19 protein-coding genes, 2 tRNA genes and 1 pseudogene are annotated in these 17,778 nt (G+C 65.4%); 15 read left to right on the forward strand and 7 right to left on the reverse strand.

Annotated features, from left to right (window positions below):
* Positions 1–14: 14 nt before the first annotated feature.
* The gene (gene ruvX, locus VF643_RS09680; protein WP_331043175.1) at positions 15–476 is read right to left on the reverse strand and encodes a Holliday junction resolvase RuvX; all 462 of its coding nucleotides are present in this window, start codon (positions 474–476) and stop codon (positions 15–17) included.
* Entirely contained in the window at positions 473–1,573 is a 1,101-nt protein-coding gene (locus VF643_RS09685) for a DUF3089 domain-containing protein (protein WP_331043176.1), read from the reverse strand. Before VF643_RS09685 ends, ruvX begins: the two co-directional genes overlap by 4 nt.
* A gap of 65 nt (positions 1,574–1,638) precedes the next feature.
* Here VF643_RS09685 and gatC point away from each other — a divergent pair, with 65 nt between their 5' ends.
* From gatC to VF643_RS09715, 6 genes are read left to right on the forward strand one after another with little or no spacing between them, the layout of a single operon-like run.
* A complete protein-coding gene (gene gatC, locus VF643_RS09690; RefSeq protein WP_331043177.1) occupies positions 1,639–1,926 on the forward strand; it encodes an Asp-tRNA(Asn)/Glu-tRNA(Gln) amidotransferase subunit GatC in 288 nt (95 codons plus the stop codon).
* A complete protein-coding gene (gene gatA / locus VF643_RS09695; protein WP_331043178.1) occupies positions 1,923–3,407 on the forward strand; it encodes an Asp-tRNA(Asn)/Glu-tRNA(Gln) amidotransferase subunit GatA in 1,485 nt (494 codons plus the stop codon). The genes gatC and gatA overlap by 4 nt, the downstream gene beginning before the upstream one ends.
* 50 nt (positions 3,408–3,457) lie before the next feature.
* Positions 3,458–3,760 (forward strand): AbrB/MazE/SpoVT family DNA-binding domain-containing protein, encoded by a 303-nt coding sequence (locus VF643_RS09700; RefSeq protein ID WP_331043179.1) that lies wholly within the window; start codon positions 3,458–3,460, stop codon positions 3,758–3,760.
* On the forward strand, positions 3,760–4,173 hold the full coding sequence (locus VF643_RS09705; protein ID WP_331043180.1) for a type II toxin-antitoxin system VapC family toxin: 414 nt from the start codon (positions 3,760–3,762) through the stop codon (positions 4,171–4,173). Before VF643_RS09700 ends, VF643_RS09705 begins: the two co-directional genes overlap by 1 nt.
* Positions 4,170–5,645, forward strand: coding sequence for an Asp-tRNA(Asn)/Glu-tRNA(Gln) amidotransferase subunit GatB (gene gatB, locus VF643_RS09710; protein WP_331043181.1), 1,476 nt, complete (start codon positions 4,170–4,172; stop codon positions 5,643–5,645). The genes VF643_RS09705 and gatB overlap by 4 nt, the downstream gene beginning before the upstream one ends.
* A 13-nt stretch (positions 5,646–5,658) precedes the next feature.
* Complete coding sequence (locus tag VF643_RS09715) at positions 5,659–6,291, forward strand: peptidylprolyl isomerase (protein ID WP_331043182.1); 633 nt, start codon at positions 5,659–5,661, stop codon at positions 6,289–6,291.
* 18 nt (positions 6,292–6,309) lie between these two features.
* On the opposite strand, the gene VF643_RS09720 is transcribed toward VF643_RS09715, so the two are convergent.
* The 3 genes from VF643_RS09720 to VF643_RS09730 are packed head-to-tail and all read right to left on the reverse strand — an operon-like array spanning position 6,310 to position 6,849.
* Positions 6,310–6,507, reverse strand: coding sequence for a hypothetical protein (locus tag VF643_RS09720; protein WP_331043183.1), 198 nt, complete (start codon positions 6,505–6,507; stop codon positions 6,310–6,312).
* A gap of 17 nt (positions 6,508–6,524) precedes the next feature.
* Positions 6,525–6,695, reverse strand: coding sequence for a hypothetical protein (locus VF643_RS09725; RefSeq protein ID WP_331043184.1), 171 nt, complete (start codon positions 6,693–6,695; stop codon positions 6,525–6,527).
* Positions 6,696–6,708: 13 nt separating this feature from the next.
* Complete coding sequence (locus VF643_RS09730; protein WP_331043185.1) at positions 6,709–6,849, reverse strand: hypothetical protein; 141 nt, start codon at positions 6,847–6,849, stop codon at positions 6,709–6,711.
* 134 nt (positions 6,850–6,983) lie between these two features.
* On the opposite strand from VF643_RS09730, the gene VF643_RS09735 reads away from it, so the two are divergent.
* From VF643_RS09735 to clpX, 5 genes are all read left to right on the forward strand, one after another.
* Positions 6,984–7,068 (forward strand) — tRNA-Leu (locus tag VF643_RS09735).
* Between the two features lie 58 nt (positions 7,069–7,126).
* Positions 7,127–8,746, forward strand: a complete 1,620-nt coding sequence (gene tig / locus VF643_RS09740) for a trigger factor (RefSeq protein ID WP_331043186.1) — start codon at positions 7,127–7,129, stop codon at positions 8,744–8,746.
* A gap of 116 nt (positions 8,747–8,862) precedes the next feature.
* A complete protein-coding gene (locus tag VF643_RS09745) occupies positions 8,863–9,831 on the forward strand; it encodes a glycosyltransferase family 2 protein (protein ID WP_331043187.1) in 969 nt (322 codons plus the stop codon).
* A gap of 11 nt (positions 9,832–9,842) precedes the next feature.
* Entirely contained in the window at positions 9,843–10,544 is a 702-nt protein-coding gene (locus VF643_RS09750) for an ATP-dependent Clp protease proteolytic subunit (protein WP_331043188.1), read from the forward strand.
* 112 nt (positions 10,545–10,656) lie between these two features.
* Entirely contained in the window at positions 10,657–11,922 is a 1,266-nt protein-coding gene (gene clpX / locus VF643_RS09755; RefSeq protein WP_331043189.1) for an ATP-dependent Clp protease ATP-binding subunit ClpX, read from the forward strand.
* Positions 11,923–12,023: 101 nt separating this feature from the next.
* On the opposite strand, the gene VF643_RS09760 is transcribed toward clpX, so the two are convergent.
* Both VF643_RS09760 and VF643_RS09765 read right to left on the reverse strand, forming a co-directional pair.
* Positions 12,024–12,287: a hypothetical protein gene (locus VF643_RS09760; RefSeq protein ID WP_331043190.1), complete on the reverse strand. Its 264-nt coding sequence runs from the start codon at positions 12,285–12,287 to the stop codon at positions 12,024–12,026.
* A complete protein-coding gene (locus VF643_RS09765; protein WP_331043191.1) occupies positions 12,284–13,978 on the reverse strand; it encodes a M1 family metallopeptidase in 1,695 nt (564 codons plus the stop codon). The genes VF643_RS09760 and VF643_RS09765 overlap by 4 nt, the downstream gene beginning before the upstream one ends.
* Positions 13,979–14,070: 92 nt before the next feature.
* Here VF643_RS09765 and lon point away from each other — a divergent pair, with 92 nt between their 5' ends.
* The 4 genes and pseudogenes from lon to VF643_RS09785 all read left to right on the forward strand — a co-directional run.
* A complete protein-coding gene (lon, locus tag VF643_RS09770; protein ID WP_331043192.1) occupies positions 14,071–16,467 on the forward strand; it encodes an endopeptidase La in 2,397 nt (798 codons plus the stop codon).
* A 151-nt stretch (positions 16,468–16,618) separates the two neighbouring features.
* Positions 16,619–16,891, forward strand: a complete 273-nt coding sequence (locus tag VF643_RS09775; RefSeq protein WP_331043193.1) for an HU family DNA-binding protein — start codon at positions 16,619–16,621, stop codon at positions 16,889–16,891.
* 76 nt (positions 16,892–16,967) lie between these two features.
* Positions 16,968–17,042 (forward strand) — tRNA-Val (locus VF643_RS09780).
* A 328-nt stretch (positions 17,043–17,370) separates the two neighbouring features.
* Positions 17,371–17,778, forward strand: a pseudogene (locus tag VF643_RS09785) (hypothetical protein); the annotation flags it as partial.

The raw sequence follows: 17,778 nt of genomic DNA on the forward strand, positions 1-17,778 counted from the left end.
CACCTGCCGATCCTTCAGACCGCGACGAGGGCGTCGATCGCTGCCTGAAGGATGTGCGCGGCCGCGAGATTGTCGATTCGCTCGGCCCGCTTGGCGCGGCTCATGTCCTGTTCGATCATCGTGCGCTCGACCGCCACGGTGGACCAGCGTTCGTCCCACAGCAGGATCGGCAGCGCGAGATCCTTGAGGTTTTGCGCGAACGCCCGCGTCGATTGGCTGCGCGGGCTTTCCGATCCGTCGAGATTGATGGGTAGCCCGATCACCAGCCCGCGCACCGCCTGCGCCGCGATCAAGGCGGTCAATGCGGCCTTGTCCTTTTGAAACTTGGTTCGGCGGATCAGCAGTGCGGGACTGGCGAACGACCAGCCGGCGTCGCACAAGGCGGTCCCGATCGTCTTCGTGCCGACGTCCAGCCCCAGCAGCCGCCCGCCATCGGGCAGGCTGCTGCGAAAATCGTGTTGGCTGGTGCCGATCACCGGAACGCGGCCAGCCGTCGTGCCGCATCGGCGCGGACGTTCGCCCAGAACAGGCTGTAGTCGTAGACGTGATAATTGTTGCCCGGCAGCAGATAGGGTCCGAGTTCGACCTCCCGATCCAGCATCAAGATCCCGCGCCCCGCGCACGTCGCTCCCACCCCTGCGGCGGTGATGCCGGCAGTCGACAGGTCGGCCGAGGGAACCAACGTGCCCAGATTCGCGGTCGCGGGGGCCGTCCCGTCGGCCGTGCCGGTCAGCGGATTGGTGCAGACCATCGGCGTGCGCTTGCGCGGTCGGCCGTCGAATCCGGTCGTCGTGTCGAAGGCGTCGAGGATCAGCGATGGGTCGGCAGGCGTGGCGAAGCTCTGCCACGACAGCAGACAGCTGGTCTGTGCCGATGTGCGACATTCCGGCAGCCCCATGCTCGCCAGATCGGTCGCCCGCGACACCGGCCAGCCCACTGCATAGGCGGCGACGATCCGCGCCTTCAGCGCCCTGTCCGGTGCGATCCTTTCCCGCAGCAGCCGGGTGAGGTGGAGCGAACCCTGGCTGTGTCCCGCCAGGATGATCGGCCGGTCCCCCGCCTGCATGAGGAAAGCATCGAACGCCGCCGCGACATCGCGATAGGCGAGGTCGAGGGCCTGGTTGGCCGCGGCGACATTGGTCAGGAACGCGCCGAACGTCGCCTGGCGATAGCGCGGCGCCCAGATGGCCCCGACCGCGTTGAACGCGCTCGCCTGACCGCGCAGGAACAGGGCGGTGCGGGCGTTTGTTTCCACATCGTCGAGCGCTGCATTCCACCGCGACGTGCCAAGAAAGGAGGTGGGATGGATGAAGAACACCGCGGCGCGGGGAGACTTGCCGGGTGCATAGCCGGCCGGCGCCCACAGGGCGGGGTTGCCTGCCATGTCCGGACGGGCGATCCACATCCTCGCATCGGCATACGCCTTGGGCGCGACGTCGGGCAGCAGCTGGAACTTCGCGCTCGGCACCGCCCACCAGCGGATGATCCGCACGCCCGCGACGCTGTAGGCCAGGGCGCCCGCGATCGTCAGCACGATCAGAGCCGCGACGACGTAGAGAAACTTGCGTGCCAAACCTCGTCCTTCCGTGCCGGCATAAGCGGTTGCGTGGGCGAGCCGCGCGGTGCTAGCCGCAGGCCATGTCAGTCGATACCCAAACCGTCAAACGGATCGCCGGCCTCGCACGCATCGCGATCACCGACGAGCACGCGGCCCGCATGGCGCCCGAACTCGGCCAGATACTGGGCTGGATCGAGATGCTGGGGGAGGTCGATACGACCGGTGTCGAGCCGATGACCGCGGTCATCCCCAACCATCTTCGGCTGCGCGACGACGTGGTGAACGACGGCGGCATCCGCGACCTGCTGATGAAGAACGCGCCCCAGGGCGAACACGGCTTCTTTACCGTGCCCAAGGTGATCGAATGACGGACCTGACCGAACTTGGCGTCGTCGCCATCCGCGACGGCGTGCGCGCAGGGGATTTCACCGCGCGCGAAGTGGCCGAGGGCTTCATCGCCAAGGTTGCGAAGGCCAAGCCTCTGAACGCCTTTCTGGTCGAGACGCCCGATCATGCGCTGGCGGCTGCCGATGCGGCCGATGCGGCGCGTGCAGCGGGCGACGCGCCCAGGCCGCTGGCCGGCGTGCCGATCGGCATGAAAGACCTGTTCTGCACGAACGGTGTCGCCACGACCGCGGCCAGCCACATCCTCGAAGGCTTCGTGCCGCCATATGAATCCGCGGTGTCGCAGAACCTGTGGGACGCGGGTGCGGGGATGCTCGGCAAGCTGAACATGGACCAGTTCGCGATGGGATCGTCGAACGAGACCAGCGCGTTCGGCAACGTCATCTCGCCGTGGCGGCGCGGGGATGGCGGCAACGCTGCGCTGACCCCCGGCGGCTCCTCGGGCGGCAGTTCGGCCGCGGTGGCGGCGCGGCTATGCCCTGGCGCGACCGGCACGGACACGGGTGGCTCGATCCGTCAGCCTGCGGCGTTCACGGGCATCAGCGGCATCAAGCCGACCTATGGCCGCTGCTCGCGCTGGGGCACGATCGCCTTCGCCTCTTCGCTCGACCAGGCAGGGCCGATGGCGCGCGACGTGCGCGACTGCGCGGTGCTGCTGGAAGCGATGGCCGGGTTCGACAAGCGCGACGCCACCTCGCTGCCGCTCGACGTGCCCGCATGGGAAGCTGGATTGTCCAGCGATATGAGGGGCAAGCGGGTCGGTGTTCCCAAGGAATACCGGGTGGACGACATGCCCCCCGAAATCGACGCTCTTTGGCAGCGGGGGATCGCCTGGCTTCGCGATGCGGGCGCCGAGATCGTCGACGTATCGTTGCCGCACACCAGATACGCGCTTCCGGCTTACTACATCATTGCGCCGGCGGAGGCCTCATCAAACCTCGCGCGTTATGATGGCGTCCGCTACGGCCTGCGCGATCTTCCGGAGGGTGCAGGGCTCCAGGACATGTATGCCGCGACCCGCGCCGACGGCTTCGGCGACGAGGTGAAACGCCGGATAATGATCGGCACTTATGTCCTCAGCGCAGGCTTTTATGACGCTTACTATACACAGGCACAGAAGATCCGCACGTTGATCGCGCGCGACTTCGAACGGGCGTGGGCGACTTGCGACGTGCTGCTCACCCCGACAGCGCCCTCGGCGGCGTTCGCGCTCGGTGAGAAGTCGGCAGACCCGATCGCGATGTATCTCAACGACGTGTTGACGGTACCCTCCAGCCTGGCCGGATTGCCCGCGATGTCGGTGCCCGGCGGGGTCGACGCCGGCGGACTGCCGCTTGGGCTGCAGATCATCGGCAAACCGCTCGACGAGCAGAGCGTCTTGAACGCCGGGCTGGCGATCGAGGAGCGGGCAGGGTTCGTGGCGCGTCCGGATCTATGGTGGTGATTGCGGCAATTGCGCGGAAGTGTTACCACTTGTAACACTTGGAGGATCGTATGAACGCCTATTCGCCGATCACTGAGGCCAGCGACGGCAACATGACCAGCAAGGGTCAGGTGCTCATTCCCAAGGCGGTGCGCGACCGCGTCGGGCTTGCGCCCGGTGCGCCGATCACGGTCGGCGTCAACGATCGCGGCGAAGCCGTGGTATTGCCTCGCGGCGCGGACGAGACGCCCGAGCAACGCCGCGTTCGTATCCGGGCGGCGATCGACAGCGTGGCGGGCACGATGAAGACGGGTTTCGCAACCACGGATGAATACATGGACTTCATCCGTCCTCATCGGCTCGATCCGGATTGATGTTCTTCGACTCGAATGTCCTTATCGACGTCTTGTCGCAAGACCCGATTTGGTCGGGCTGGTCGTCGGAACAGCTCGCTCGAGCCGACAAGATCGGCGGCGGCGCGATCAACATCATTGTCGTGGCGGAACTCAGCCCAGGCTACGATTCGGTCGAAGAACTCCGCAAGGTTCTCCAGCCTCTTTCTCTTCGCGTGATAGATGTGGCAGAGGATGCAGCTTTCGAAGCCGGCAGGGCTTTCGGCCGTTGGCGCCGGACGCGTTCGGTAGATGCCGGCAGGCGCGTTCTCGCGGATTTTCTTATCGGTGCGCATGCCACCGCGCTTCGCTTGCCGCTCGTAACGCGCGATCCGACCATATACCGGCGCATATTTCCCGACCTCCCCCTCATCACGCCAGAGACGCATCCATGACCGACACCAGCTACCGCATTCAGGGGGCCACCGGCGCGTGGGAGGTCGTGATCGGGCTGGAGGTGCATGCCCAGGTCACCTCCAACGCCAAGCTGTTTTCCGGCTCCGCCACGAAGTTCGGTGCGGAACCCAATACCCAGGTCAGCCTGGTGGATGCGGCGATGCCGGGAATGCTGCCGGTGCCGAACGCGGAGTGCATCCGCCAGGCGGTGCGTACCGGCATGGCGATCGACGCCCAGATCAATTCCTGGTCGCGGTTCGATCGCAAGAACTATTTCTATGCCGATCTGCCGCAGGGGTATCAGATCAGCCAGCTCTATCACCCGATCGTCGGCGAGGGCGCGGTGGATATCGCTCCCGATCCGAAGGCGCCCGAAGCGACCAAGCGGATCGGCGTCGAGCGGATCCATATCGAACAGGATGCGGGCAAGCTGATGCACGATCAGCACCCGACGCGATCCTATGTCGACCTCAATCGCTCGGGCGTCGCACTGATGGAGATCGTCAGCCGGCCGGACATGCGATCCCCAGCCGAAGCAGGGGCTTACCTGCGTAAGCTGCGTGCGATCCTGAGGTATGTCGGTAGCTGCGACGGCAATATGGAGGAGGGGTCGATGCGCGCCGACGTCAACGTCAGCGTGCGCAAGCCCGGGGAAGAACTTGGCACGCGTACCGAGACGAAGAACGTCAATTCGGTACGCTTCGTGATGGCCGTGGTCGAACAGGAGGCGAAGCGACAGGTCGAGGTGCTGGAGGACGGCGGGAGAATCGTTCAGGAGACCCGGCTCTACGATCCCGACCGCAACGAAACCCGGTCGATGCGATCGAAGGAGGATGCGCACGATTATCGCTATTTCCCCGATCCCGACCTGCTACCGCTCGTGCTCGAAGACGATTTTCTCGCCGATTGCCGCGCATCGCTTCCCGAGATGCCTGATGCCAAGCGCAAGCGGTACGAAGCCCTGGGCATCAGCCCGTATCAGGCAGACGTGCTGACCGCCGAGGTGGAGGCGGCGCGCTGGTTCGACGCGTTGCTCGATACCGGCGCCAAGCCGGCGGCGGCGGCGAACTGGACGACGTCGGAACTGTTCGGCGCGCTCAATCGGCTTGGTCGCGGGATCGACGACAGTCCGGTCGGCCCAAGCCAGGCGGCCGAACTGCTGTCGCTGATCGCCGACGGCACGCTGTCGAGCAGCCTGGCCAAGCAGGTGTTCGAAGTAATGCTGGAGACGGGAGAGGGGGCGTCCGCAATCGTCGAAGCGCGTGGGCTGAAGCAGACCAGCGACACCGGCGCGATCGAACGCGTGATCGCCGACGTCATGGCGAAGAACCCCGGCCAGCTGGAGCAATATCGCGGCGGCAAGGTTGCGCTGTTCGGCTTTTTCGTCGGTCAGACGATGAAGGCGATGGGCGGTAAGGCCAATCCCACCGTGGTCAACGCTCTCGTCCGCAAGGCGCTCGGCGAGGCGTAGAGGAGCTAGGATCATGTTCGCATACGTGATGGCGGCGATCGCGCTTGCCGCTCCGCAGGTTCCGACGCCGGCCGCGACACCGACGCCCCTACCGACGCCGCTGACGGTCGATCCTTCCCTGCCGCGCGTCGCGATCGACACCGCGGAAGGGCGCTTCGTCATCGCGGTCGAGCTCAAGAAAGCGCCGCTGACCGCGGCCAATTTCCTCCGTTACGTCGATCAAAAGCGGCTCGATGGCGTCACGGTATATCGCGTATCCCATGTCGCGCCGCGCTTCGGCTTCATCCAGTTCGGGATGAACGGCGATCCGAAACGTTCGCTGCCGCCGATCAGGCACGAGCCGACCACGCTGACCGGGATCAAGCATCTGGAAGGCACTATCTCGACTGCACGGTTGGCGCCTGGAACCGCGCGCGGCGAGTTCACGATCATGCTGGGCGATCAGCCGGGTCTGGACGCCGATCCGATGAAACCGGGCGATAATCTGGGCTATGCCGCCTTCGGACGGGTGGTGGAGGGCATGGACGTGGTCGTCCGCATCTTCGACGCGCCACTGAATCCGGCGGCGACGGTGCGCGGTGCGTTCAAAGGCGAAGTGCCGGCCAAGCCCGTCCGTATTCTCACCGCGCGCCGGGTGAAGCCGTAAGGCTCCACCCGGTCCATTTCACTGCTGCGTGATGTCCTGATTGCGCACGACGCCACCGGTGCCGGCCGTGCCGGCATATTCGCCGGGGTCCGTCATCGGGGCAGGTTCCTTGCCCCCTTCGCCGCGTGCGACCGCGTCGGCACGGGCTTCGACAGCCTGCTGGAGGTCGCTGCGCTCGTCCTTGCGCGCGTCGGGCTGTGGTTGAGAGTTTTGCAATTCGCTTCCTTTCTGAATCAACGGCTGGTGCCGGCCAAGCCGCCGGTTTCCGAACCCATCGGGTCGGTGCCAGGGAGCGGCTCGGGAATGCCGTCGCCGCGCGGGCCGACGCGGCTCGATGGCGCTTCGCTGTCCGGATCGACGGGTGTGGTCTCGTCCACCGTCACCGGTTCGGTCGGCTCGGTCATCACGCGCCGCGCCTCACATCTGCAGCGGCTGGGCGGTGCCGGGCGACGGCTGATCGAAATCGGGCGCGGTGCCGGGAAATTCAGGGGGCGGCATGTCGGGCTGCACCGGCTGGCTATCGGGAACGGGGCTTTCGGGGGGAGGCTGGGTCGCCATCTTGGTCTCTCCTTCGCAGGCTCAACGCGTGATCGCGGCGAACGGTTTCGCCTGCCGCACGACGCGCATGTGCCGCAGCGCTTGCCCCCGCCCGCGCGACTGGTATAGACGCCCGCCTTACGGCTCGGCCGCAAGCGGGCGTGGCGGAATTGGTAGACGCAGCAGGTTTAGGTCCTGCCATCGCAAGATGTGGGGGTTCGAGTCCCTTCGCCCGCACCATTCCCGCCGCCGCTGGCGGGACGAGCACACACGAATTTCTCCTTAACGAAGGCTTCCAATGCAGACTGTCGAGACGCTGAACGAGGGGCTGAAGCGCGCCTACACGCTCACCATCACCGCACGCGACATCGACGCCAAGGTCGATGCCGAGCTGAAGCGGGTCACCCCGCAGATCCGCATGCCTGGCTTCCGCCCCGGCAAGGTGCCCGCCAATCTCGTCCGCAAGATGCACGGCCCCGCGCTGACGCAGGACGCGCTGAACACCGCGATCCAGGAAGGCGTGCAGGCGCTGATCGCCGAACAGGGCCTGCGCCCCGCGATGCAGCCTTCGGTGGCGCTCGGCGACGGCTATGAACCGGGCAAGGACGCCGAACTGACCGTCAGCCTCGAAGTGCTGCCCCAGGTGCCCGCGCCGGCGATCGACGCGATCAAGCTGGAGCGGCTGACCGTGCCGGTCGCCGACGAGGCGATCGACGCGCAGCTGAAGCAATTCTCCGACCAGCAGAAGCGCTGGGACGATGCCGGCGAAAAGGCGGCCGAGACCGGCGACCTCGTGACGATGGATTTCGTCGGCAAGACCGCCGACGGCGTCGCATTCGACGGTGGAACGGGCACCGACATGGCGGTCGAGATTGGATCCGGCCGTCTGATCCCCGGCTTCGAGGATCAGATCGTCGGCGTGACCGCGGGCGAGGAGCGCCAGATTTCGGTGACCTTCCCGCAGGACTATCAGGCCAAGGAACTGGCCGGCCAGCCGGCGACCTTCGACCTCAAGATCAAGTCGGTGAAGACCGCCGGTGAAAGCGCGATCGACGACGAGATGGCCAAGAGCCTCGGTCTCGAAAGCCTGGAGCAGCTGCGCGGGCTGGTGAAGGGCCAGATTGAGCAGGAGCACAACGGCCTCACGCGCACCCACATGAAGCGCAAGCTGCTCGACCAGCTGGCAGGCGACCACGACTTCGAAGTGCCCCCGTCGATGGTCGAGGCGGAGTTCTCCCAGATCTGGTCGCAGCTTGAGCATGAGGCCGGCCACGAGGCCGATCCCGAAGCCGCCAAGGCCGAGATGGAGAAGGAGCGCGACGATTACCGCAAGATCGCCGAGCGCCGCGTCCGTCTTGGGCTGCTGCTGTCCGAAATCGGCCAGGCCAATGGCGTCGAGATCACGACCCAGGAAATGAACCGGCTGATCGGGCAGGCGGCGCAGCAATATGGCCCCGACGATCGCCAGAAGTTCATCCAGTACGTCCAGTCCGAGCCGATGGCTGCCGCCCAGCTGCGCGCGCCGCTGTACGAGGACAAGGTCGTCGATTTCCTCTTCTCCAAGGCCGAGATCACCGACCGCGAGGCGACCAAGGAGGAGCTGGAGGCGGCGATCGAAAGCGAGGATGGCTTCGCGACGGGCACCCATGTCCATAATCATGACGATCATGACCATGCGGGCCACGATCACGCGGGGCACGATCACGCGCACGAAGCGGTAAGCGAGGAAGCGCCGGTGGAGGCGCCCAAGCCCGCCAAGAAGCCGCGTGCCAAGAAGCTGGCGCCGCCGGTCGAAGCCGAAACGCAGGTGCTGGAATCCTCGCCCGTCGCCGCCGAAGCGGCGGAGGGCACCGAGGCTGCGGATGCGCCGGTCAAGAAGCCGCGTGCCAAGAAGGCGAAGGCAGAAAGCGCGCAGTAGAACCGTTCGTCATGCCGGACGTGTTCCGGCCTCCATCGTGCCACGAGCAGCGGCGGTACTTGTGGAGCGATGGACCCCGGACCAAGTCCGGGGTGACGGATGAGGGAGTGGGGCGAATGACCGGACCGACCATCGCCGTCCTGCTGCCCTGCTTCAACGAGGAAGCCGCGATCGCGCAGACGGTCGCGGGCTTCCGCGCGGCGCTGCCTTCCGCGCGCATCTACGTCTATGATAACAACAGCACCGACCGGACGATCGCGGTCGCACGCGACGCGGGCGCCATCGTGCGGTGCGAGCGTATCCAGGGCAAGGGCAACGTCGTCCGCCGGATGTTCGCCGATGTCGACGCCGACATCTACATCATGGCCGATGGCGACGCGACCTATGATGCCGCCTCCGCGCCCGCGCTGGTCGCGCGGCTGCTCGACGACCAACTCGACATGATCGTCGGCGCGCGTGTGTCGGAAGCCGAGCTCGCCTATCGTCGCGGCCACCGTTTCGGCAACGCCTTGCTGACGGGGATGCTCGCGCGGCTGTTCGGGCGGAGTTTCACCGATATTCTAAGTGGTTACCGGGTGTTCTCCCGGCGGTTCGTGAAGAGCTTCCCGTCGCTGAGTTCCGGGTTCGAGATCGAAACCGAGATCAGCGTCCATGCGCTGGAGCTGAAGATGCCGTGCGCCGAGATCGCCACGCCGTATTTCGCGCGGCCGGAGGGGTCGGCGTCCAAGCTGTCGACCTATGGCGACGGCTGGCGGATCGGGCGCACGATCGTCACGCTCTATCGCATCGAGCGGCCACTTCTGTTCTTCGGCAGCATCGGGATGGCGCTGGCGCTGCTGGCGGTCGCGCTCGCGGTGCCGCTGGTGCTCACCTATATGCAGACACATCTGGTGCCGCGATTTCCCACGGCGATTCTGGTGACGGGGCTGGTCATCCTGGCCGCGCTCAACCTTTTCGCAGGGTTGATCCTCGATACGGTGGTGCGTGGGCGGCGCGAGGTGCGGCGGTTGGCGTATCTCGCCTACCCCGCGCCCGGGGTTGAACTCGCGGTGACAAGCGCCGATGTTGGCGGTTCCAGGGCATAAGAGAGACTTTCATGCACAATCCGTTCGAGACCGGTGATTTCGCGCGTCCGCTGGCTCACGCCGGCCTCGGCCTTCAGCAGACGCAAGGCGGACTCGTTCCCATCGTCATCGAACAGTCGAATCGCGGCGAGCGCTCGTTCGACATCTTCAGTCGCCTGCTGCGCGAGCGCATCGTGTTCGTGACCGGCGGCGTCGAGGACGGCATGGCCAGCCTCATCACCGCGCAGCTACTGTTCCTGGAATCGGAGAATCCGAAGAAGGATATCTTCATGTACATCAACTCGCCTGGCGGCGTCGTGACGGCGGGCATGGCGATCCACGATACGATGCAGTACATCCGGCCGCGCGTCGGGACGGTGTGCATCGGCCAGGCCGCGTCGATGGGCAGCTTCCTGCTGGCGTCGGGCGAGAAGGGCATGCGCGTGGCGCTGACCAATTCTCGGATCATGATCCACCAGCCGTCGGGCGGCGCCCAGGGTATGGCCAGCGACATCGAGATCCAGGCGCGTGAAATTCTGCGCATCCGGGTTCGGCTGAACGAATTGTATTCGCAATATACCGGGCAGCCGATCGAGGAGATCGAGCGCAAGATGGATCGCGATACCTTCTTGCAGGCCGACGAGGCAAAGGCCTTTGGCTTGATCGACGAGGTGTTCGACAAGCGTCCGGCGCCCACCGACGATACGGGCGCGGCAGCGGTGTCCGCCTCGTAAAATGTTGCAGGTTCACGCAATGTGGACGATTTGATTTGTAGGAATGGGGCGGTGCGTTACGGTGGCCCCCCTCCAGATGGCACGCGCTGCCCCAGGCGCGAGAGGTGATTGAATGACGAAGTTGAGTGGTGGCGACTCCAAGAGCACCCTCTATTGCTCGTTCTGCGGCAAGTCGCAGCATGAGGTGCGCAAGCTGATCGCAGGGCCGACGGTGTTCATCTGCGATGAGTGCGTCGAACTGTGCAACGACATCATCCGCGAGGAAACGAAGTCGGCGCTTGTGTCCAAGAAGGACGGCGGCGTGCCGACTCCGCAGGAGATCTGCAACGTCCTCGACGATTACGTCATCGGCCAGAAGCGCGCCAAGCGCGTGCTCTCGGTGGCGGTCCACAACCATTACAAGCGGCTGAACCACGGCGCCAAGGGGCAGGACGTCGAACTCAGCAAGTCCAACATCCTGCTCGTCGGGCCGACGGGTTGCGGCAAGACGTTGCTGGCGCAAACGCTCGCGCGCATCCTCGACGTGCCGTTCACGATGGCGGATGCGACGACGCTGACCGAGGCGGGCTATGTCGGTGAGGATGTCGAGAACATCATCCTGAAGCTGCTCCAGGCGTCGGACTATAATGTCGAGCGGGCGCAGCGCGGGATCGTCTATATCGACGAAATCGACAAGATCAGCCGCAAGGCCGAGAATCCGTCGATCACTCGCGACGTGTCGGGCGAGGGCGTCCAGCAGGCGCTGCTCAAGCTGATGGAAGGCACCACCGCCAGCGTGCCGCCGCAGGGCGGGCGCAAGCATCCGCAGCAGGAGTTCCTGCAGGTCGACACGACCAACATCCTGTTCATCTGCGGCGGCGCGTTCAGTGGTCTCGAAAAGATCATCGGCGATCGTTTGCAGGGCAAGTCCATCGGCTTCGGCGCTTATGTCGCCGCGCCCGAGGAACGCCGCACGGGCGAGATGCTGCGCCAGACCGAGCCTGAGGATCTGTTGAAGTTCGGGCTGATCCCCGAGTTCGTCGGCCGCCTGCCGGTGATCGCGACGCTCGAAGACCTGGATATCGACGCGCTGGTGAAGATCCTGAGCGAACCGAAAAACGCGCTGGTGAAGCAGTACCAGAAGCTGTTCGAGATGGAGCAGGTCGATCTGAACTTCACCGACGACGCGCTGGTGACGGTCGCGCGCAAGGCGATCGACCGCAAGACCGGCGCGCGCGGGCTTCGCTCGATCCTGGAGAGCATCCTGCTCGACACGATGTTCGACCTGCCGGGCATGGACGGGGTGGACGAGGTGATGATCGACAAGGACGTGATCGAGGGCCGCAAGGAACCGATCCGCGTCTATGCCGAGAAGAAGAAGACCGGCGACGCCGCCTGAAGGCTGGTGCCATTGGAGATGAGGCGGGCGTCGGGTGACCGGCGCCCGTTTTGCGTCCGCGCATCTGGTCGTTGATGTGTCGCAACGCGGGCAGACGCTTCTCAGCGCATGCGCAGCCGTGCTGCCAGTGCAAGCCCCGCCGCGCCCTGGAGCAGCCCATAAGTGCGTCGCCGTGCAGGCCGATCGGCGAACGGCCGCACCAGCGCGTCGACCGTGCGCACCGGGGAGCGCCACAGCGCAACGTGGCGGTGGGGTTGAAGCAGGCCCAGCAGGCCGTCGCCGATCATGAAGATCGTCGCCATCTCCGCGCTGCGCTTCAGCCCGACGGACAGGCCGCTTTCGTTCGTCGACACGGTGTCCGTCATGGTTTCTCCCTCTGCGCCGCCTGATAGGCCTGGAACGCCTCGATTGCCGGATTGCGCCGCAGGATGCGCGACGACGGGTCGATCACGACATGCGCGCCCGCCGGGATCGCGATTCTCTCGACGCCGCCTGCCATTTCCAGCCGCCGCATCTTGCCGTCGATCGCGATCTCGACGGGCATCGGGAAGGGCTTGGCCAGGGATGTCTTCCAACGGAACTCCACCATGCCGTCCGCCTGACGCGTGGTGACGATCTCGGGCAGGGGGGCCTGGCGCAGGTACACGTCGAAGAACCAGGCGTAATCGTTGCCGGTCACCTCGATTACGGCACGTTCGAACTCCGCGGTCGAGCCATAGCGCGGCGCGAAGTTGCCGGGTTTCGGATCCGGCCGCCCATAGACGACGCGCCGGGTCGCGTCGAAGAACGCCGCATCGCCGATCAGCCAACGCAGCGTATGGAGCATCCACGACGCCTTGAAATAGATGTCCTGCCCCGCACCGCCCTTGCCCGGCTCGTACACCTGTTCCTCGGTCAGGATCATGCCGCGGACGACCGGTGCCTTGTTCTCTATGCGGTTGCGCTGCGCCTCCATCATCACGGCATAGCGCGCCTCGCCCTCGCGCCATCGGCCGTAGAGCGGCTGCATGTAGGTCGCGAAACCCTCGTGCAGCCAGTAATCGTCCCAATTCGCTGCGGTCAGCTGGTTGGCGAACCATTCGTGCGCGAATTCGTGGTTGAACAGCCAGTCGAAGCCCTCGGGCGCCTTGGCGTAGGCGTTGCCGTAAGCGTTGATCGTCTGGTGCTCCATGCCCTTGTGCGGCGTCTCGACCACGCCGACCTTTTCGTCGCCGAACGGGTAGGGACCGATGACACTTTCGAAGAAATCGAGCGTTGGCGCGAATTCGTCGAACAGGCCCTTGGCCTTCTGCGCCTCGCCGGGCAGGTGCCAGTAGATCATTGGGACGGTGTTGCCGTAGCGGCTGCGATAGGTGCCGCTGACCTCCTCATACGGGCCGACGTTCAGCGCGACGCCGTAGGTGTTCGGGCGCTTCGCCCGCCAGTTCCAGGTCGTCCGCCCGTCCGCCAGCGCGTCGACGCCCAGCAGCACGCCGTTGGACGGCGCTTTCAGTCCCTTGGGCACGGTTATGTGCAGATCGACCTTGCCGGGTTCCCCGGTCGGGAAGTCGAGGCAGGGCCAGAACAGGTCGCAGCCATAACCCTCCGCGGTTGTCGCGAACCAGGTGCGACCGTCCTTGGTCTTCGACCAGACCACGCCGTCGTCCCACGGCGCGTTGACCGCGACGTGCGGCACCCCGCCATAGGTGATCCGCGCGACCAGTGCCGCGCCCGCCCGCGCCGGCGAGGGCAGCGTGATGGTCAACCGCCCGTCGGGGTTGGACCAGGCGGCGGGTTTCAGCGCCACACCGTCGATCGACACCGCCGAAACCGGAAGGTTGCGGTCCAGATCGATCAGCAGGCGCGACAGCGGCGTTTCCGCAGTGAACGTCAGCGTGGCCACCCCGCGCAGCCGCTTGGCCGCGGGCAGGATCTCGATCGCCAGATCGACCGCGTCGAAGCGCAGTGCCAGCTGCTCGGCGGGGCGTACGCCGCCGGAAACCTGGGTCTGCGGCGTGATCGGGGGCTTGCCCGCCGTCTGGGGCGCGGCCGCGGCAAGAAAGATCGCAAGGATCATGTCAGCGGGTGAGCGCGCGACGATTGATGGAGACGGAATTCTCCCCATATAAAGCAGGTATCAGCCCCTTGTTCGGGGTTGCCGGAGCTTTCATGACCCAAATCTACCCCGTTCTTCCGCTTCGTGACATCGTCGTATTTCCCGCCATGATCGTGCCGCTGTTCGTCGGTCGCGACAAGTCGGTTGCCGCGCTCGAAGCTGCGATGGCCGCGGATAAAGAGATCTTCCTCGTTTCCCAGCTCGACCCGGCCGAGGACGATCCCTCACGCGAAGACCTGTACGAGGTCGGCGTCACCGCCACCGTTCTGCAATTGCTCAAACTGCCCGACGGAACCGTGCGCGTGCTGGTCGAGGGCAAGGCGCGCGGCCGGCTTGATGATTTGACCGAGGGCGACGCGTATCTGACCGCGACCATCCATATGGTCGAGGATCTGGAGGCGGAGGGCAACGAGACCGAGGCGCTGATGCGTTCGGTCGTGTCGCAGTTCGAGAATTACGCCAAGCTCAACAAGAAGCTGCCCGCCGAGACCGCGGTTCAGCTGTCCGAGATCGACGATGCCGCGCGGCTGTCCGATGCGGTGGCGGCCAATATCCAGGTGAAGGTGGCCGACAAGCAGTCGCTGCTGGTCGAGACCGATCCCGCCAAGCGGCTGGAGATGGCGTTCGCGTTGATGGAGGGCGAACTCGGCGTCCTGCAGGTCGAGAAGAAGATCAAGAGCCGGGTCAAGCGCCAGATGGAGAAGACCCAGCGCGAATATTACCTCAACGAGCAGTTGAAGGCGATCCAGCGCGAGCTAGGCAACGATGGCGAGGAAGGCGAGGGCGACGAGATCGCTGAACTGACGCAGAAGATCGCCACTCTCAAGCTGTCGAAGGAAGCGCGGACCAAGGCGACCGCGGAGCTGAAGAAGCTGAAGACGATGGCGCCGATGAGCGCCGAGGCGACGGTCGTGCGCAACTATCTCGACGTGCTGCTGGGCCTGCCCTGGGGCAAGAAGTCCAAGATCAAGAAGGACATCGCGGCTGCACAAGCCGTGCTGGACGAGGATCATTACGCCCTGGAAAAGGTCAAGGACCGGATCGTCGAATATCTCGGCGTGCAGGCGCGCACCAACAAGCTGAAAGGTCCGATCCTGTGCCTCGTCGGCCCGCCGGGCGTCGGCAAGACCTCGCTCGGCCAGTCGATCGCGAAAGCTTGCGGGCGCGAGTTCATCCGCCAGTCGCTGGGCGGGGTGCGCGACGAGGCCGAAATTCGCGGCCACCGGCGAACCTATATCGGCTCCCTGCCCGGCAAGATCGTCACCAACCTCAAGAAGGCGGGGACGAGCAATCCGCTGTTCCTGCTCGACGAGATCGACAAGTTGGGTCAGGACTTCCGCGGCGATCCGGCGTCGGCGCTGCTCGAGGTGCTCGATCCGGAACAGAATTCCAAGTTCCAGGATCATTATCTGGAGGTCGATCTGGATTTGTCGGACGTGATGTTCGTCTGCACCGCGAACACGCTGAATCTGCCGCAGCCGCTGCTCGACCGGATGGAGATCATCCGGCTGGAGGGCTATACCGAGGACGAGAAGGCGACCATCGCCGAGCGCCACCTGATTGCCAAGCAGATTGAGGCGCATGGGCTGAAGGCGGGCGAGTTCACGTTGACGCCCGAGGGGCTGCGCGCGCTGATCCAGATGTACACCCGCGAGGCCGGCGTGCGGACGCTGGAGCGCGAAATCGCCAAGCTGTGCCGCAAGGCGCTGCGCCGCATCCTGGAGGGCAAGGCGACGTCGGTGACGATCACGCCGGAGAATCTGCATGAGTTCGCAGGGATACAGAAATACCGCCACGGGCTGAGCGAGACCGAGCATCAGATCGGCGCGGTCACCGGGCTGGCGTGGACCGAGGTCGGCGGCGAATTGCTGACGATCGAGAGCGTGACCGTGTCGGGCAAGGGCGCCGCCAAGCTGACCGGTACTTTGGGCGACGTGATGAAGGAATCCATCGAGACCGCATTCAGCTTCGTGAAGGCACGCGCCCCCAGCTACGGGATCAAGCCGAGTCTCTTCCAGCGCAAGGACATCCACATCCATCTGCCCGAGGGCGCGACTCCCAAGGACGGGCCGTCGGCCGGCGTCGGCATCGTCACCTCGATCGTATCGACGATGACCGGAGTCGCGGTGCGCCGCGAGGTGGCGATGACCGGCGAGGTGACGTTGCGCGGGCGCGTGCTGCCGATCGGGGGCCTCAAGGAAAAGCTGCTCGCGGCGCTGCGTGGCGGTATCGAGACGGTGCTGATCCCGCAGGAGAACGAAAAGGACTTGGCGGACATCCCTGCGAACATCACGTCGGGGCTCAAGATCATCCCCGTCACCCATGTCGATGAGGTGCTGCGCCTGGCGCTGGTCGAGCCGCTGGTGGCGATCGACTGGACCGACGCGGATGAACTCGCGGCGCTGCCGCCCCCCGGCGTTGCACCAGCGGGTGGCGAATTGCATCATTGAGGGGTGCGCCTTAATCAACATTAGTAGGCGGGCTTCGCCGATCGGACGTTGACTCAAGGGTGGGGGCTTGCCTTACTGATTGGCGAGGCTGCCCCGGCGTTTGCGAACGCCGTGGTCGCGGCGCGTTCCATTTGCCGGGGATTAGGAAAGCATGAACAAGCAGGAGTTGATCGCGACGGTTGCCGACACGTCGGGACTGGTCAAGGGCGACGCGGTCAAGGCGGTCGAGGCGGTATTCGACGCGATCTCTTCGAGCCTGAAGAAGGGCGACGAGGTACGACTCGTCGGATTCGGCACCTTCTCGGTCTCGAAGCGCAAGGCCTCCACCGGCCGCAACCCCCGCACCGGCGAGCCGATGACGATCAAGGCGTCGAGCCAGCCCAAGTTCAAGGCCGGCAAGGGCCTGAAGGATAGCGTCAACTGATCGCCTGCGGCGGCTTGCCCAACTGCTACTGGACAGCCCGGCAGGCGTTGCGTAGAGGCCGCCTTCCGGTTTTACCGGGCGCGTAGCTCAGCGGTAGAGCACACCCTTCACACGGGTGGGGTCACAGGTTCAATCCCTGTCGCGCCCACCAGATACACCCCCGTCCGGCCACGCCGCGGCGGGGGTTTTTGGATCTGCTATCCTCTCCGCACAGGATGCGCTCTACGATCCTCCCCGCCAGGCGGGGAGGATCAGGCTTCCCACCATTCGCATAACCGCAATCGCGGTGGCCACCGCTACCGCCGCTGACGCGCACCCCCGTGAACCCCCGACGACCGTCACACGATCGTAACACCGCTGTCACGCGGGAGTCGCCGAACCGTACCCCCGCTGTAACGAAGCGCCGCTAACCGCGGCGGCAGGGGGATCGGCGGGCAACCGGCTGACCCGCACCGACCATCGAAACGGGGGAATATCTCATGGCACGCACGCGTACCGGCTTGTACCTGATGACCACGGCCATGCTGGCCACGCTGTCCGCGTGCGGCGGCGCCGACGATGTCGCGTCGCCCGGTGCCGGCAGCATCACCATCGTGACGCCTCCGCCCGCACCAACGCCGCCGCCAACTGTGACGCCGGCACCTGTCGCGATCACTGCGGCGCAATTCGCGTCGGTAGCCGATCAGTCCGTGGCCGCGTCGGCCATCACCGCAGACGAACAGTTCGCCATCGTCAACACGGGCGCCAACAACAACGTCAGCGGCGTCGGCAGTACGATCAACGGCGTCTATCCGGCCAGCGCCACATCATTGACCGCTGCCTCCGATCCGTCATCGATCAACGCCTTTTTCACCAGCACCAACTTCGTCGGCGCGCTGAACGGCCCC

Origin of the sequence: Sphingomonas sp. (assembly GCF_036387595.1) — a bacterium.
Lineage (GTDB): Bacteria > Pseudomonadota > Alphaproteobacteria > Sphingomonadales > Sphingomonadaceae > Sphingomonas.

Excerpts from the sequence above, each read along its gene's own strand:
- gatC (WP_331043177.1), top strand. The coding sequence starts at position 1,639 with ATGTCAGTCGATACCCAAACCGTCAAACGGATCGCCGGCCTCGCACGC.
- gatA (WP_331043178.1), top strand. The coding sequence starts at position 1,923 with ATGACGGACCTGACCGAACTTGGCGTCGTCGCCATCCGCGACGGCGTG.
- VF643_RS09700 (WP_331043179.1), top strand. The coding sequence starts at position 3,458 with ATGAACGCCTATTCGCCGATCACTGAGGCCAGCGACGGCAACATGACC.
- VF643_RS09705 (WP_331043180.1), top strand. The coding sequence starts at position 3,760 with ATGTTCTTCGACTCGAATGTCCTTATCGACGTCTTGTCGCAAGACCCG.
- gatB (WP_331043181.1), top strand. The coding sequence starts at position 4,170 with ATGACCGACACCAGCTACCGCATTCAGGGGGCCACCGGCGCGTGGGAG.
- VF643_RS09715 (WP_331043182.1), top strand. The coding sequence starts at position 5,659 with ATGTTCGCATACGTGATGGCGGCGATCGCGCTTGCCGCTCCGCAGGTT.
- VF643_RS09725 (WP_331043184.1), bottom strand. The coding sequence starts at position 6,695 with ATGACCGAGCCGACCGAACCGGTGACGGTGGACGAGACCACACCCGTC.
- VF643_RS09730 (WP_331043185.1), bottom strand. The coding sequence starts at position 6,849 with ATGGCGACCCAGCCTCCCCCCGAAAGCCCCGTTCCCGATAGCCAGCCG.
- tig (WP_331043186.1), top strand. The coding sequence starts at position 7,127 with ATGCAGACTGTCGAGACGCTGAACGAGGGGCTGAAGCGCGCCTACACG.
- VF643_RS09745 (WP_331043187.1), top strand. The coding sequence starts at position 8,863 with ATGACCGGACCGACCATCGCCGTCCTGCTGCCCTGCTTCAACGAGGAA.
- VF643_RS09750 (WP_331043188.1), top strand. The coding sequence starts at position 9,843 with ATGCACAATCCGTTCGAGACCGGTGATTTCGCGCGTCCGCTGGCTCAC.
- clpX (WP_331043189.1), top strand. The coding sequence starts at position 10,657 with ATGACGAAGTTGAGTGGTGGCGACTCCAAGAGCACCCTCTATTGCTCG.
- VF643_RS09760 (WP_331043190.1), bottom strand. The coding sequence starts at position 12,287 with ATGACGGACACCGTGTCGACGAACGAAAGCGGCCTGTCCGTCGGGCTG.
- VF643_RS09765 (WP_331043191.1), bottom strand. The coding sequence starts at position 13,978 with ATGATCCTTGCGATCTTTCTTGCCGCGGCCGCGCCCCAGACGGCGGGC.
- lon (WP_331043192.1), top strand. The coding sequence starts at position 14,071 with ATGACCCAAATCTACCCCGTTCTTCCGCTTCGTGACATCGTCGTATTT.
- VF643_RS09775 (WP_331043193.1), top strand. The coding sequence starts at position 16,619 with ATGAACAAGCAGGAGTTGATCGCGACGGTTGCCGACACGTCGGGACTG.